Consider the following 13,854-nt stretch of genomic DNA (forward strand, 5'->3'; position numbering starts at 1 on the left):
AGGGGTCGGTCTCCCGTCCGCCACCGCACCTGCTTTCATAGCAGAGTCGGCAAGGAATAAGTTACAAGGGGGGCGCTGTCCCGCCATCATGAAAACATCTTACCGAACAGCAGCATACGTCCAACACCTGCCACCATGATTCAATGCCGCGAGGGTGAAAACAATGACCCGTCACGTCACCTTCATGACCATCGACGATGCCGAGCATTATACGCCGCAGCAGCGCGCCGAGATCATTGCCGCCTATCCGGCGCATGAGCGTGAGGCGCGGGCCAAAGGCATTCCGGTGCTCGGCTCCGGCCGCATATTTCCGGTGGCCGAGGAGCTGATCGCCTGTGAGCCGTTCCCGCTGCCGCGCTATTGGCCGCGGCTCGGCGCACTCGATTTCGGCTGGGACCATCCCTCGGCGGCGGTCGAGCTCGCCTGGGATACGGAGGCCGACGTCGTCTATGTCACAAAGGCCTGCCGCGCTTCGCAGCAGACTCCCGCCATGCAGGCGCTGACTCTGAAACCGTGGGGCGAATGGCTGCCATGGGCATGGCCGCGCGACGGCCGCCGCGAGACACTGGAGGGTGCCGGCACCGCGCTTGCCAAGCAATATTCGGCACATGGGCTGAACATGCTCGCCAGCCATGCGCAGTTCGCCGACGGTTCGGTATCGGTCGAGGCCGGGCTGATGGACATGCTCGATCGCATGCAATCAGGCCGCTTCAAGGTGTTTTCGACGCTTTTGCCGTGGTTCGAGGAGTTCCGGCTCTATCACCGCCGGGATGGCCAGGTGGTGAAGTTGCGCGACGATTTGATGGCGGCGACCCGCTATGGCGTGATGATGCTGAGGGAAGCGGTGGTCGACCCGGCGGTGTTCAAAGCCGCGCGGCGGAAGGCGGGGCAGGCCGATCCGCTGGGGGCGTTTCGGTGACCATCCGCATCATCCCCGCCACACTGCGCGATCTCTCCTATATCGCCGCCAACCTGCGGCCGGAGGACCGAGCCGAGATCGACTGCCAGTTCGACGAGTGGTCGCCGGCTTTGCTGGCGCTGACGGCGCTGCAGGGGTTTGCCTATGTTGCCGAGCTCGACGGCAATCCGGAGGCCGGCTTCGGCGCCGCCGAACAGCGCAGCGGGCTGTGGATCGCCTGGAGCTGGGGCACGCGCCGCATGAGGCGCTGCGTGCCTGGGATTACGGAATTCTTTCACGCCGTGCTCGGGCCGCAGGTTGCGGCGCACGGCGCCTGGCGGGTCGAGGCGCGAGCGCTGGCCGCCAATGAATTGGCGCTGCGCTGGCTGGCCCGGCTTGGTGCCACGCAACGCTGCCGCCTGCCGGGCTACGGCCGGAACGGCGAGGATTTTCTGCTCTACGACTGGACGAGAATCTCTCACTTTGGAGCAAACCATGTGCCTTTTTCAAAAGCCGCCGGCGCTGAAGCCGTTGCCGCCGACACCGACCATTGCCGACAAGGACGTGCAGGCGCGCGAGGCCGCGTTGCGGGCCCAGCTGGCGGCCAATGATGGGACCGCGGGAACGGTGAAGACCGATTTGTCGCCCAGTGAGCTCACCGGCCAGCGCCGCGTGCTGCTGGGGGTTTGACATGGGCGCGATGAGAAGAGTGTTCCGCAACCGCGTGCTGGCGTGGTGGTACTGGCGCCGGCACGCAAGGTTGGTGAAGAAGAGAGGCGGGTGATGCTGCCGATCTCCCCGGGAGATGCCCGGCAGGGCAGAGGGGGGAGATCGCAGCTTCCGCGTTTTCCGTAACAACCGAGCGCAAATCGTGTTCCTTCCGCACGGTTGACATTGTTCCCTCAGCCGCCATGCTGCATTGCAACATGGCTATCGAGAAGTTCGGCATGACGGAAACATCGCGCATCGAGTGCCTGGACGGGCTTCGGGCGCTCGCCGCGATCTGGGTGCTTATCGGGCACTGCCTGCTGTTGACCGGCTGGCAGGTTCCTATCCTCGGCGAACCGGACCTCGGCGTCGATCTGTTCATCATGCTGTCCGGCTTCCTGATGGTGTTCCATTACCAGCTGCGCCAGGACAAGGAGCCCTGGCAAAGGCCGGAAACCTGGCTGAAATTCTGGACCCGCCGCTACTTCAGGATAGCGCCGCTGTTCTACATCATGCTGTTCGCTGCCCTGGCGCTTGGCCCCTATCTCTACCAGTCGAGGATGGTCATCGACGAGTTCCTGCTGAGGTCGCCGCAGGCGCCCGAGCGTTATCTCGACAGCGGCCTGAAGAATATTGGCGCCCATCTGCTGTTCCTGTTCGGCCTGGTGCCGAATTTCGCCTATCGCACGCCGCTGCCGGACTGGAGCCTCGGGCTGGAGATGCAGTTCTATGCGGTGTTTCCGGCGATCATGCTGCTGGTGCGCAGGCTTGACTGGGTATGGAGCGCCATTCTGGTCGCGGCCACCGGCAGCGCGATCGTGTTGTTGATGGGGCAATTGTCGGTGCATTTTCCGATGCCGTCGTTCCTGCCGCTGAAGATGCAGATTTTCCTGTGCGGGATGCTGCTGGCGGGCGTCATCCATCAAAGGCAAAAGCGGCCCTTCGCATATCTGGCGTTGGCTATGGCTCTGGCCGCGCTGCCCTTCGGCGGCGGCTATGGGCTTGGCAAGCTTTTGATGCGGGAAGCGCTCGTATTGGGTTTCTTTGCCCTGGTTCTCTACCGGATGCTGCCGGGAATGATGGGCATCGTGGCCAGAAAGATCGCCATGACGCTCGCCAACAGGTTCTTTCATCTGATGGGTGAGCTTTCCTTCAGCATCTATTTGATCCATCTGCTGGTTCTCCAGCCGGTCGCGGCCCTGGTCATCACCCAGTTCGGCCACGAATTGTCGGCGCCGCTGCGCTTTGCGGTCGTCACTGTCGTCGTTCTGCCGGTGGTCTGCCTGCTGTCCTGGATCACCTACACGCTGATCGAAGTGCCCGGCCAGAAGATGGGACGTTTCGTGGTGCAGCGTTTTGGGCGGAGCCCGGCGCTCGAGGGCAGCGCATGATCAGCTGAAACTGCCGATCTCCCTCCTCGTGGGGGAGATGCCCGGCAGGGCAGAGGGGGGCGCTGTCCCGCCGGCTTGTGGATCATTTGTAACGCGACGTTAGGCGAATTCCGGTTGGGCGAATCCGGTCGGAAAAACATAAAAAACGCAGGCTTGCGATCCTTCGCGCCCCCCTCTGTCCTGCCGGACATCTCCCCCACAAGGGGGAGGTCGGCAGCTTCGGCGTCCCGCCGCTTCTTTTCAATCAAATCCATCAAGCGAGGCTGACCATGAGCGATTCCCGTGCTCGCGATATTCTGTCGCGACAGGCAGAACTGGAGAGCGAACGCAGCCAGTACGAGCATGTCTGGGAGGCGGTGTCCGAATTCTGCGACCCCGATGCGCCCGATATGTGGAGCGGCCGCCGCCAGGCCGGCACGGATTCGCAGGCCGAACGGCAGGAGCGGCGCGGTGCGCGCGTCTACGCCAACACCATCAACTCGGCCGCCAACCGGCTGGCCGCCGGGCTGGAAAGCCTGATCATCCCGCAGTCAGAGAAATGGCATGGGCTGTCGACCGCGGCAATCAACGACGAGGAAACCGACGAGGAAAAGGAATGGGCGGAAGCGCTGCGCGATTTCCTGTTTTCGCTGCGCTACTCCGCCAATTCGAACTTCGTGCCGGCAACACAGGCATGCCTGCGCAATGTCGTGCGCTACGGCCCAGCCTATCTCTACGCCGAGGAGGGTTTTGGCGGCACGCTGATCCGCTATGCCTCGATCCCCGTGGTCGAGGGCTATCTCTCGCGCAACCGCTGGGGCCAGGTCGATATTTTCCACCGCCGCTACGAGCGCACGGCGCGGCAGGCGGCGCAACTGCTCGGCTATGAAAAGCTGCCGGTGCGGATCAAGATTCTGGTCGACGACCCCTCGAAATGCGAGACGAAGATCTCGCTGATCCAGTGCATCCAGCCGCGCGACGAGCGCAAGATGTACAGTCTGAGCGGCACCTATCAGTATCTCGATACGGCGTTCGCTTCCTATCACGTCATCGAGGACGAGGAGGTGATCGTCAGGGAAAGCGGTTTTCGCTCGTTCCCGGTATCGTGCTTCAACTGGCGCCGCTACGAGGGCGATCCCTACGGCATCTCGCCGACCATCGAGGCGCTGACGACGGTGCGCGAGGAGAACGCCGTGCGGCGCTCCGGCCTGCGCGCCCTGCAGCAGATCACCGATCCGGCGACCGCGTCCAAGGCGCGGCTCGACTATGTGCCGGTGCTCAATCCCGGCGAGAATTATCCGGGCCTGATCGACGATGCCGGCCGGCCGCTGATCGCGCCCATCGCCACCGGCCAGAACCCGACCTATGCGTTCAATTATGCCGACAGCTGGGCCGAGGAGATCCGGGACATGATGTTCGTCAACCTGTTCCAGACGCTGGTGCAGAACCCGCAGATGACGGCGACCGAGGCCTTGATCCGGCAGGAGGAGAAGGGCGCGCTGCTCGGGCCGTCCGGCTCGATCATCCAGGCCGGCTTTGCCAGCAATCTCGACCGCGAGCTGGGTATTCTGGAAGACAAGGGACTTTACGAGGAAGACAGCCGCTTCCTGCCGCCGGCGAGCCTCGCCGGCAAGGCGCTGCGGCCGACCTTCACCGGCCCGCTCGACGTGCTGCGCCGCTCGGCCGAAGCCCGCGACACCATCCAGGTGGTGACGACGGCCATGCAGATGGCGCAATTCGATCCCGGCATCATGGACAATATCGACGGCGATGAAGCACTGAAGATCGTGCAGGGCGCGGGCCGCAGCCCGCAGCGCATCTTTCGCCGCCAGGACGAGGTGGCCGGTATTCGCGATGCTCGTGCCAAGGCCCAGCAGGAACAGGCCAGCATGGCGGCGGTCGCCGCCGCCGGCAAGGTCGCCAGGGATGCGGTGCCGGCGGCCGTACAGGCGCGCGATAGCGGCCTGCTGGATGGACTCGGCGAGTTGATGCCGCAGGGTGTGCAAGATGCTTCGGGCGGGCAGGGCGTATGAGTGGCAAACGCTTCGCCCATTCCAGCCAGGCCGGCGGCCCGGCCAAGGCGCAAGATGCGCTGGCCAAGGCCTATCTCAGGGTGTTCTCAGGCCAGGACGGCGAGATGGTGCTGGCCGACCTCACGGCTGCGACCGGCTATTACCGCCGCCCGTCCTATGGCGAGTGGCTGGCCAAGACAAAAACGCCGAACGGCTTCGAGCTGCACAGTGCGCTGAGCAATGCGCGGGCCGAAGTGGTGCAGCACATTATGGGGTTTTTGACGCTGGACGAAGCGCAGCTGGCGGCGCTGGCAAAGGCGGCGAGGCTGGAGGGGAGGTAGGGTGGTGGAGGACCTGTGGCTAAGTCTTGCTCAAATCTACGGTGAGTCGCAACGGGCTGGTTTTGACGCCTGGCGGCCAACACCTCTGGACCGATTTCGAAAGTTGTCGGGCCGCTTCCGCCGCTGCTTCCGAATGAGGTTCGTAGGATACAACCGTAACCGACTTGATCTTGCCGGCCTTGTCCAGTGTCACCTCGAAAGTGGCTTTGACACGATTGTCGACAGCGGCCACCGGCAAGACCAGGCATTCGTCAATCCGCTCAACACTGACAGCCTGTCTGGCGTGTGCGGAAACCGAACAAACAGCCAGCAGTGAGGTCATCAAAAATCGCATCGTCGCCCCCTTTGGATAGCAGACGATAGCGCCGACGTTTAATCAGCGGAAGGACCAAATCATCGGGGAAAAAGGATGCGCCGAGGCTGAAGCTGCGCCCCTCTCTCCGTTCTACGGGGAGATGATGCCGGCAGGCAGGTGAGGGGCGGAGCCGGCATGTCAGAAGTTTGCGCTGCCCCTCATCCCCCTGCCGGGACCTTCTCCCCGCAGAACGGGGAGAAGGGGGCACGCTCAATAATCGCCGTTATAATAGCGGTCGTCACAGGGGGCGGTGTAGATGCGGCCGCTGTTGCGATCCTGATAACGGCAAAGCTGTTCGCCGCGCGGCTGCGGCGTGGTGGCGTTGCCGACGACGGCGCCCAGCAAGGCGCCGGCTCCGGCACCGATGACCGTGCTCTTGGTGTTGCCGCCGATCGCCTGGCCGGCAAGCGCACCGGCGCCGGCGCCGAGCAGCGCACCGGTGCTGGTTCTCTGCTGTGCTTCGGTCTGCGCGCAGCCTGCCAATGCGGCGGTTACGAGCATGGCGGCAATGGCTCTGGAAATGGTCATCGTCTGGTACTCCCTTGAAGTCTATGAACTAATACACGGGCCGATCTTGCCAAGTGCGGTGGCATTTGCGGCGGAACATAGGCACTGAGCCTCACGAAATAAGACATGGTTGTTTTAGTCTGACAGCTCGGTTTCGGAAAGAAATGTAACCGAACAAGACGACGGAGCTTCATCTCAAATCGACCTTCGAGGGGCTACGCTGCCTCGATCTGCATCACCTTTTTTGCCGCAGCGGTCAGAAATCCGGATCGGCTGTAGCCGTGGCGCTCTGCATATCGATCGATCTGATCGAGGATATCTTCCGGAATGGTGACATTGACGCGCACGACTTTCGCCGCTTCGGCTTTCAAGGGAACCAGGATGGCGACACCGCTCAGATTGTCCTTGTCCGACATCACTTCCTCCAGGGACGACGGCTCGGGAATTGCTTCGCCATCCTCGACCAGCCCCTCGACATGAAAGGCCAGTGCTTCCTCGGCCATGGCGCGGGCATCATCCAGATTGACGCCTGCTGTCACCAGGCCCGGAAAATCGGGGAAGGAGACGCCGAAGTCGCTGTCCGCTTGCTTGTGGATCAGTCCGATGTAGTTCCGCATTTCTCTACCTCAGCTTCAAGCCGGATTGTTTTTCGATACTCTTGAGAGTGCCGATCGGGATGTCGCGCTTGGGATGCGGAACTGTCACGCGGCCCGGCTTGGCTTTGTGCTTGAACTGGGCGTGACTTCCTTTTCGAGCCACTTCGTACCAGCCATCCGCCAGCAGCCTATGAATGACATCGGCGCTCTTCATGTTGTGTATAGATACACACAGAAGGCCTAAATGTCCATGAGATTTGCGGCAGATTACGTGCCGCGGTCCAGTTGAACCTTCCTCAATCCCCAAAAAATGGAGATACCAGATGACCCGAGGTCTTCCCCGGACGCTTTCGCGTGCCGCCGCCAGAGAAGCCGGCCTTGCCCCGCCCAAGGCGGGGCTTACCGCCAGGACGACCGGGCAGGGCGGCGCCTACCGCACCGTCTTCCCCTTCAATGCCATGCCGGTGCCGGTCACCGATGCACTGGCCTATGCCAGTCAGAAGCTGTTCGATTTCATCGATGGCAAGATCCATATCAAGGGCGGCACGGCAAGATTGCAGTTCGCGGTGCTGACTACCCGCGCGTCGACCATCAACGACAATGCCGCGCTAACCTGGTCGCTCGGCTCGACGGCAGCATCGAGCGCTGTGCTTGCCGGCACCGTGGTCAATGTGCTGGGCGCGACCGGCCGTACGCTGGATGGCGCGGGTGCCGCGCTGTCGAGCGCATCGATTGCCGATGTTGCCGCAGCCGCTACGCTCGACGGCACCGTGACGCCGGTCGACCTCTATCTCAACCTGGCGTTTGCCACCGGCACGGATATCGACGCTGACGGCACGGTTGCCGTCACCGGCACTATCACGCTGCTCTGGGAGAACTGGGGCGACAATATCTAGGTTCCCTCCAGATATGGGTGATTGGCGAAAGCGGAAGTGACGGCCAATCTCCCCCCGCGTGGGGGAGATGCCCGGCAGGGCAGAGGGGGGCGCTGTCCCGCCGGCTTATCCAGCTGATTCGTGCTTGCAATCTTTCCCGGGGCGTTGGTGACGAAGTGCACCGGATCCTCGCGTTCCTTCGCGCCCCCCTCTGTCCTGCCGGACATCTCCCCCACGAGGGGGGAGATTGGCAGCTTCGCCGCTGGCTCTCTCTAAACCTCAACATAAGGAATCTTTTCATGACAGATCTGGCAGACGCCGGGTCCGTGGTGGCGGCGCCACCGGCGGGCAACCTTGCACGGCCACCGGCCAACGGGGACAACGGGTCCGCCCCGCCTGCGGCCAAAAGCTGGTTTGACGGTCTTTCCGAAGGCAACCGCAAGCTTGCTGAAACCAAGGGCTGGACCAAGCCTGAAAGCCTCGATCGGGTTTTCACCTCTTATGCGGAGCTGGAGCGGCAGCAGGGTGAGAGCCTGCGCGTTCCGGCAGCCGATGCAGCCGCGGAAGACTGGGACAGGTTCCATGCCCGACTGCCCGAGGCGATGCGTCCGCTGACCTCGCCCGACAAGGTCGAGTACAGGCGCCCCGACGGGCTCCCCGAAAACTTCGCCTATTCGGACGAGCTCGCCAATGCGTCCAAGGCCTGGGCAGTCGAGGCAGGTGCTACCCCGAAGGTCGCGCAGGCCTATCACGACCGCTTCGTCGGCTACATGGCCGAGCAGGCCAAGGCACAGCAAATCGCCGTTGCCCGCTCGGTCGAGACGACCCACGACGACCTTGTGCGGGATTGGGGACCGACCGGCAGCGATGGCTTTCGCAAGAAGCTCGAGGTCGCCAACAGGGCGATGAAGAAGCTCGGCCTGGTCAATGCCTATAAGGCGAAGGGCATCCTTCTGCCGGATGGCGCCTTGACCGACCCGCAGATCGCCAAGGCGTTCCACGCCATCGGCGAGGCGATGTTCCGCGAAGACACGATCGACGGCGGCGCGGCCTTGAGTGGAGGCAATCCCTCCAAGCGCAATGCCGCCGGCGAGCGCAACCTGACTGGCATCTCAGCCCTGGTCAAAAGCGACCCCGCCCGCGCCCGGCGGCTGGCACGCGAGGCCGGCGAAAACCCCGATCTGTGGATGCCCAATAATCCTCTCTGAAATTGGACCATGATCTTTTCCGAAACCGGTTTCCACTTTTCTGGATCATGGTCCGCCAATCTCCACAAACCTGAAGGAAGACAAAATGGCAGACGCCTATACCCGCATCGCGGACGCGATCGTTCCGTCCGTCTATGCGCAATACTCGTTCGAAGAGCATGTCCAGTCGCTCGACATCTACCAGGCCGGGATCCTGTTTTCCGACCCGGCCATCGCCTCGAAGCTCTCCATGGGCGGGCGTTCCGTCGACATGCCCGGCTGGAAGGATCTCGGCAACGATCCCTCGGAGCCGGTCAATGACGACCCGGCCGACTCGATCGAGATGAAGAAGATCGGTGCGCGCCGCGAAGTCGCGGCCCGCAATGTGCGTGCGCAGGCCTGGGGCATCCCGGACCTGACTTCGATCCTTGCCGGCGACGATCCGCAGAAGCTCATCGTGCGTCGCCAGACCGACTACTGGCAGCGCGCCAACAAGCTGACGCTGCTCGGCATCCTGAAAGGCGTGCTGGCCGACAACATCGCCAATGACGGCAGCGATCTGGTGCGCGTTACCGGTGCTTCCATCGTCGACACCGACATCATCGAGGCCGCCTATCTGATGGGCGACCGCGCCGACAAGTTCAAGACGATCTGGATGCATTCGAAACAGATGAAGGCGCTGAAGCTCGCCGACCTCATCGACTATGTGCCGTCGTCCGAGCAGGGCGGGCCGCTGATCCCCTACTACATGGGGCTCAGGGCCGTCGTCGATGACGATATTCCGGTCGCCGGCGGCGTCTACACCGCCTTCATGTTCAAGGACAAGGCGATCCTGTGGAACGAGCTGCCGGTCAACACCGAAGGCGGCCCGCTCGAGTTCGACCGCAAGCCGCGGCAGGGCCATGGCGGCGGCGTCACCGAAATGGTCGGCCGCCGGCATTTCGTGCCGCATGTGCCGGGCACCCGCTTCCTCGACGCGTCCTCGGCCGGCGAATTCGCCACCGATGCCGAGCTGGCACTGGCGGCAAACTGGGACCGCACGGCGTCGAGCGTCAAGCACATGACGTTCATCGCGCTGAAAACGATGGAGGCCTGATCCGGCCGGAAGGGGCGGGCATCAGACGTCCCGCCCCTTCTGGACACCAGGTCGGCCGGTGTGGCGAATCCCAAGTTCACCCGCTGCGCCGCGCCGGAGTGATGCGAATTTTGCGGTTCGCCACAACGTTCATGTTGCTCGTTTGGCCAATCGACGGCACCAAACAGTTACAAGAAAGGGCGATGCTGCCTTGTCTGAGCAAGGGAGGTAACTATGAACGTGAAGTACAAAACAGTTCAGGAAGTGCTCCGAAAAGCGGGCATTGTCATGAGCAAGAAGGGGGAAGTTCATCGCATAAACTTCTTCAGCGGTCTGGAGGACACCGCCTACTACACACCAAGTCTTCAGGATGCCCTGGACAAGGGCTTGGCTATGGCCGGAGGTGCCGGAAGGGTGAAAGCAAGCGTCTTTGCCAAGTCAGCCGAAACAGGGATCTCGACCGGCGCACGCATCGGCTGACACAATCCAGGCAAGACATCGCCGCATTGCGCGGCGGTGTCGTGAAACCGCAATAACCGAAGCATTGCCGTCTTCCTGCTCGAATGGAAAAAGACGGATCACGCAGCACGTGCCACCCATTCCCTGACGGGCGGCTGGCATCGTGACGGCTCCCTGCACGAGACGTGCAACGTTCTGCCCAAGCCACAATCACAAGAAATCCCCAGCCGCCTTGAAGCGGCTTTTTGCCGTGGAGGCACCATGCCCCGTTTTCCCCGACCAACCACACAGACAGAGGCCTGAGCCATGGCCATCACCCCGCTCGACATCGCCAACATGGCGCTCGCCGTGCTCGACGAGGCGCCGATCGACAGCCTCGACCAGGACGCCAAGGCGGCGCGTCTGCTCAATCTGCACTTCGACCTGACCCGCGAGGCCGAATTGACCAAGCACGCCTATGTCTTCGCTATCCTGGCGGCCTCGGTCGCCGGCTTCGACACCGGCAGCGGCGCTGGCACGCTGAACTTTGCCTATGAACTTCCCGCCGACTGCCTGCGGCCCTTGCCGCTGACCCATAATGGCGAGCCGGACGGCGTGCCGCTCTCATGGCGGCAGGAGGCCGGGTTGGTCTATTCCGATCAGGCCGGGCCGCGCATCATCCGCTATATCGCCAACCTGACCGACCCCAACGACTGGGACGCGCTGTTCACCGAGGTGCTGATTGCGGCGCTCACCATCAAGATCGCGCATCCCTTGACCCACAAGTCCGGCATGATCGACGTCGCTCGCAGCGCCTATGACAGGGCGCTGGATGCCGCCTACTCGGCCAATGCCATCCAGCGCGGCGGCAGATTTTCCAATATGTCCTGGGCTTTCCAACGCGGCGACAACAGGTTCGTCGGCCGATGACCACGCTCTATCCGGTCCAGGACGCATTCATCCGCGGCGAGATTTCTCCCCGCTTGCACGCTCGCGCCTCGCTCGAGCTTTACCGGGCGGCGCTGTCCAAATGCACGAACTTCGTCACGCTGCCGCATGGCGGCATCAGAAAGCGTGGCGGCACGTATTTTTGCGCGGAGGTGAACAATTCGTCGAAGGCGACACGGCTGATCCTGTTCATCTTCTCGGCCGATCAGGCCTATGCGCTCGAATTCGGCGATCTTTACATCCGCGTCTACGCCTATGGCGCCCGCGTCGGTACGGTCGAGGTGGCGGCCCCTTATCTCGAGGCCGATCTCTTCGACCTGCAATTCGTCCAGTCGGCAGACCAGATGTGGGTCACCCACAAGGATTATCCGGTCAAGGTGCTGACGCGCACCGCGCACACGACTTGGACGCTCGCCGATTTCGTCTTTCTCGACGGCCCATACGACAAGATCAACACCACCGCCACGACGTTGACGCCGGCCGCAACCGGCAACGCCATGCCGGTCATGACCTCGAATACGCTGCCAAGCGGCACGGTCAGCAACAGCAACGGCTCATCCGACGTGTGGCAGGCTTTCGGCGGCGACAAGCAGGAGGGGGTGGACATAGCGGGATTTCCGAGCGGGTATCTGCGCTACCAGTTCGGCGGCGGCGAGGCCAGGGCAGTCGACGCCTATTGGATTACCGCGACGAATGATCACTCAGACACTGTCTCGCCGACCCAGTGGCAATTCCAGGCCTCGCACAACGGCACCGACTGGACGACGCTCGACAGCCGGGACGGAGAGACCGGCTGGTCCAAATCGGAAACCCGCTTCTTCGACGGCTTCAACAACACGGTTGCCTACGAATTTTATCAGCTGCTGTTTTCGGGCGGCGACAGCGACGGAACCGCTATCGCCGAACTGGCCCTGCACGAATACGCGCCGTCGCAAACGCCGTTTGATCTCTCGGCCCTCCTCGGTCGTCGGCATCAATGACTGCACTGGTTTCCAGACCAGCGATGTCGGCCGCGCCATTCGTCTGCTTGGCGCGGATGGCTTCTGGCGCTGGGCCAAGGTCACTGCCCGCACCAGCATGACGGTGGTCACGGTCCAGTTGTATGGACATGCTCTGCCCGATCTCAGCCCGATCATCCGCTGGCGTCTCGGCACGTTCGTGCCCGGCAGGTACGTGCAGAGCGGTTCGCTTTACGAGGAGCGCCTGGCGTTCAGCCGAAAATTCTCGGTCTATGCCTCGCAAACCGGCGATTTCGACAACTTCGCCACCGGCGAGAAAGACACCGACGCGCTGGAATTCGTGCAGGCCGGCGGCGGTCAGGCCAATGACATCACGTGGGTGGCGGAATCGGACGGTGCGCTGATCATCGGAACGCTTGGCGGGGTGAGGGCGCTGTCCGGCTCCGGCATCGACGAGGCGCTGACACCGTCCTCGTTCAAGAACCGCCGGTCGCGGACCTTCGGCTGTGCCCCGCTGCGTCCCGTCGATGCGGGGCAGTCGTTCCTCTATGTCACCCGCTCCCGCAAATCGATCGCCGAGCTGACGCAAAACGCCACCGGCCGCTTCACCTCCGACGATGTCGGTCAAATATCGGAGCACATTCCGAAGAAAGGCGTCGTCGAACTCGCCTTTCAGACCGACCCCGACCCGCTGCTCTGGTTCCCGCTCGGGAATGGCGAACTCGGCGGCTACACGCACCAGCCGTCGCAAGACGTTCGCGGCATGCATATCCACCAGATCGCCGGAAGTTTCGCAGGATCGAACTGGGCCATTGTCGAAAGCGCCGTGGTGACGCCCGGCCAGGACGGCAATGACGATCTCTGGCTGATCGTCAAGCGCACGATCGGCGGCGTGACCAGGCGCTATATCGAGATAAAGACCGTGCCGTTCGAGTATGCGGCAATCGAGGACGCTTTCGAGGTCGACTGCGGGCTGACCTATTCGGGTGCTGCCGTCAATGTCGTCTCCGGCCTCGATCATCTCGAAGGCCAGGCGGTCGACGTGCTGGCCGGCGGCAAGGTCTACAAAGGGCTCACGGTCGCTTCCGGCCAGGTGATGCTGCCCGGCGGCGCCACCGCCGCCAAATGGCAGGTCGGGCTCGGCTACCAGTCCGAGGCCAACACGCTGGAGCTGGACGTCGGCGGCCGCGACGGCTCGATCGTCGGCCGGCGCAAGAAGGTCGCCAAGCTCATTCTTTCGCTGCTGGAAACCGACATCGCCGGGCTTCAGGTCCAGTCGTTTATCCGCGGCCGATGGGAGCAGGTTCGCATCCCGTCCGTGGTAGCTCCGGGTGCCATGGCGAAATTGTTCACCGGCAATGTCGAGGTGCCGATCGACGATAGCTGGGAAGGGCAGGGGCGGGTGAAGATCCGCCACGTCAATCCGACGCCCTGCACGATCAGGGCGATGACACCGGTGTTCGACGCCGAGCCTTAGGAACTGCTGATCTCCCCCCTCGAGGCAGGGGAATCGCATATGGCGATTTTGGGGTTGAGTTTAGGCTGAGAAAGGATTCTTTGGAGAGGCAGTTGAGCGAAGGAGCGA

Annotated in this window: 16 protein-coding genes; 12 read left to right on the forward strand and 4 right to left on the reverse strand. The window is 62.9% G+C overall.

Annotated elements, in window-relative coordinates:
* Positions 1 to 163: 163 nt before the first annotated feature.
* From NKH43_RS33995 to NKH43_RS34015, 5 genes are all read left to right on the forward strand, one after another.
* The gene (locus NKH43_RS33995; RefSeq protein ID WP_051409635.1) at positions 164 to 919 is read left to right on the forward strand and encodes a phage terminase large subunit family protein; all 756 of its coding nucleotides are present in this window, start codon (positions 164 to 166) and stop codon (positions 917 to 919) included.
* A complete protein-coding gene (locus NKH43_RS34000; RefSeq protein WP_352861866.1) occupies positions 916 to 1,509 on the forward strand; it encodes a hypothetical protein in 594 nt (197 codons plus the stop codon). Before NKH43_RS33995 ends, NKH43_RS34000 begins: the two co-directional genes overlap by 4 nt.
* A 336-nt stretch (positions 1,510 to 1,845) precedes the next feature.
* The gene (locus NKH43_RS34005) at positions 1,846 to 2,997 is read left to right on the forward strand and encodes an acyltransferase family protein (RefSeq protein WP_352861867.1); all 1,152 of its coding nucleotides are present in this window, start codon (positions 1,846 to 1,848) and stop codon (positions 2,995 to 2,997) included.
* A 269-nt stretch (positions 2,998 to 3,266) separates the two neighbouring features.
* Positions 3,267 to 5,009 (forward strand): portal protein, encoded by a 1,743-nt coding sequence (locus NKH43_RS34010; protein ID WP_352861868.1) that lies wholly within the window; start codon positions 3,267 to 3,269, stop codon positions 5,007 to 5,009.
* Positions 5,006 to 5,329 (forward strand): Bbp19 family protein, encoded by a 324-nt coding sequence (locus NKH43_RS34015; protein WP_352589711.1) that lies wholly within the window; start codon positions 5,006 to 5,008, stop codon positions 5,327 to 5,329. Before NKH43_RS34010 ends, NKH43_RS34015 begins: the two co-directional genes overlap by 4 nt.
* Before the next feature lie 19 nt (positions 5,330 to 5,348).
* Here NKH43_RS34015 and NKH43_RS34020 read toward each other — a convergent pair whose 3' ends face one another.
* From NKH43_RS34020 to NKH43_RS34035, 4 genes are all read right to left on the reverse strand, one after another.
* Positions 5,349 to 5,651, reverse strand: coding sequence for a hypothetical protein (locus NKH43_RS34020; RefSeq protein ID WP_352589714.1), 303 nt, complete (start codon positions 5,649 to 5,651; stop codon positions 5,349 to 5,351).
* A gap of 243 nt (positions 5,652 to 5,894) precedes the next feature.
* Positions 5,895 to 6,212, reverse strand: coding sequence for a YMGG-like glycine zipper-containing protein (locus NKH43_RS34025; RefSeq protein ID WP_023718151.1), 318 nt, complete (start codon positions 6,210 to 6,212; stop codon positions 5,895 to 5,897).
* 194 nt (positions 6,213 to 6,406) lie between these two features.
* Positions 6,407 to 6,808: a type II toxin-antitoxin system HicB family antitoxin gene (locus NKH43_RS34030; RefSeq protein ID WP_023718152.1), complete on the reverse strand. Its 402-nt coding sequence runs from the start codon at positions 6,806 to 6,808 to the stop codon at positions 6,407 to 6,409.
* A 4-nt stretch (positions 6,809 to 6,812) separates the two neighbouring features.
* Positions 6,813 to 7,001, reverse strand: a complete 189-nt coding sequence (locus NKH43_RS34035; RefSeq protein ID WP_352496017.1) for a type II toxin-antitoxin system HicA family toxin — start codon at positions 6,999 to 7,001, stop codon at positions 6,813 to 6,815.
* Between the two features lie 109 nt (positions 7,002 to 7,110).
* On the opposite strand from NKH43_RS34035, the gene NKH43_RS34040 reads away from it, so the two are divergent.
* The 7 genes from NKH43_RS34040 to NKH43_RS34070 all read left to right on the forward strand — a co-directional run bounded on the left by NKH43_RS34040 (position 7,111) and on the right by NKH43_RS34070 (position 13,746).
* Entirely contained in the window at positions 7,111 to 7,683 is a 573-nt protein-coding gene (locus NKH43_RS34040) for a hypothetical protein (RefSeq protein ID WP_352861871.1), read from the forward strand.
* Between the two features lie 278 nt (positions 7,684 to 7,961).
* Entirely contained in the window at positions 7,962 to 8,870 is a 909-nt protein-coding gene (locus NKH43_RS34045; RefSeq protein ID WP_352861873.1) for a hypothetical protein, read from the forward strand.
* Positions 8,871 to 8,955: 85 nt separating this feature from the next.
* On the forward strand, positions 8,956 to 9,945 hold the full coding sequence (locus tag NKH43_RS34050; protein WP_023718156.1) for a hypothetical protein: 990 nt from the start codon (positions 8,956 to 8,958) through the stop codon (positions 9,943 to 9,945).
* 213 nt (positions 9,946 to 10,158) lie between these two features.
* Positions 10,159 to 10,404 carry a hypothetical protein gene (locus NKH43_RS34055; protein WP_352861874.1) on the forward strand — a complete coding sequence of 82 codons (246 nt, stop codon included), beginning with the start codon at positions 10,159 to 10,161 and terminating at the stop codon, positions 10,402 to 10,404.
* Between the two features lie 285 nt (positions 10,405 to 10,689).
* Positions 10,690 to 11,292, forward strand: a complete 603-nt coding sequence (locus NKH43_RS34060) for a phage connector family protein (RefSeq protein ID WP_352861876.1) — start codon at positions 10,690 to 10,692, stop codon at positions 11,290 to 11,292.
* Positions 11,289 to 12,290, forward strand: coding sequence for a phage tail protein (locus tag NKH43_RS34065; protein ID WP_352861878.1), 1,002 nt, complete (start codon positions 11,289 to 11,291; stop codon positions 12,288 to 12,290). The genes NKH43_RS34060 and NKH43_RS34065 overlap by 4 nt, the downstream gene beginning before the upstream one ends.
* Positions 12,253 to 13,746, forward strand: coding sequence for a phage tail protein (locus NKH43_RS34070; protein WP_352861880.1), 1,494 nt, complete (start codon positions 12,253 to 12,255; stop codon positions 13,744 to 13,746). The genes NKH43_RS34065 and NKH43_RS34070 overlap by 38 nt, the downstream gene beginning before the upstream one ends.
* Positions 13,747 to 13,854 lie beyond the last annotated feature (108 nt).

Origin of the sequence: Mesorhizobium sp. M1163 (assembly GCF_040318415.1) — a bacterium.
GTDB lineage: Bacteria > Pseudomonadota > Alphaproteobacteria > Rhizobiales > Rhizobiaceae > Mesorhizobium.

What these genes read in the sequence shown, in the direction of transcription:
- NKH43_RS33995 (WP_051409635.1), top strand. Translation starts at nt 164, where the DNA reads ATGACCCGTCACGTCACCTTCATGACCATCGACGATGCCGAGCATTAT.
- NKH43_RS34005 (WP_352861867.1), top strand. Translation starts at nt 1,846, where the DNA reads ATGACGGAAACATCGCGCATCGAGTGCCTGGACGGGCTTCGGGCGCTC.
- NKH43_RS34010 (WP_352861868.1), top strand. Translation starts at nt 3,267, where the DNA reads ATGAGCGATTCCCGTGCTCGCGATATTCTGTCGCGACAGGCAGAACTG.
- NKH43_RS34015 (WP_352589711.1), top strand. Translation starts at nt 5,006, where the DNA reads ATGAGTGGCAAACGCTTCGCCCATTCCAGCCAGGCCGGCGGCCCGGCC.
- NKH43_RS34020 (WP_352589714.1), bottom strand. Translation starts at nt 5,651, where the DNA reads ATGACCTCACTGCTGGCTGTTTGTTCGGTTTCCGCACACGCCAGACAG.
- NKH43_RS34025 (WP_023718151.1), bottom strand. Translation starts at nt 6,212, where the DNA reads ATGACCATTTCCAGAGCCATTGCCGCCATGCTCGTAACCGCCGCATTG.
- NKH43_RS34030 (WP_023718152.1), bottom strand. Translation starts at nt 6,808, where the DNA reads ATGCGGAACTACATCGGACTGATCCACAAGCAAGCGGACAGCGACTTC.
- NKH43_RS34035 (WP_352496017.1), bottom strand. Translation starts at nt 7,001, where the DNA reads ATGAAGAGCGCCGATGTCATTCATAGGCTGCTGGCGGATGGCTGGTAC.
- NKH43_RS34040 (WP_352861871.1), top strand. Translation starts at nt 7,111, where the DNA reads ATGACCCGAGGTCTTCCCCGGACGCTTTCGCGTGCCGCCGCCAGAGAA.
- NKH43_RS34045 (WP_352861873.1), top strand. Translation starts at nt 7,962, where the DNA reads ATGACAGATCTGGCAGACGCCGGGTCCGTGGTGGCGGCGCCACCGGCG.
- NKH43_RS34050 (WP_023718156.1), top strand. Translation starts at nt 8,956, where the DNA reads ATGGCAGACGCCTATACCCGCATCGCGGACGCGATCGTTCCGTCCGTC.
- NKH43_RS34055 (WP_352861874.1), top strand. Translation starts at nt 10,159, where the DNA reads ATGAACGTGAAGTACAAAACAGTTCAGGAAGTGCTCCGAAAAGCGGGC.
- NKH43_RS34060 (WP_352861876.1), top strand. Translation starts at nt 10,690, where the DNA reads ATGGCCATCACCCCGCTCGACATCGCCAACATGGCGCTCGCCGTGCTC.
- NKH43_RS34065 (WP_352861878.1), top strand. Translation starts at nt 11,289, where the DNA reads ATGACCACGCTCTATCCGGTCCAGGACGCATTCATCCGCGGCGAGATT.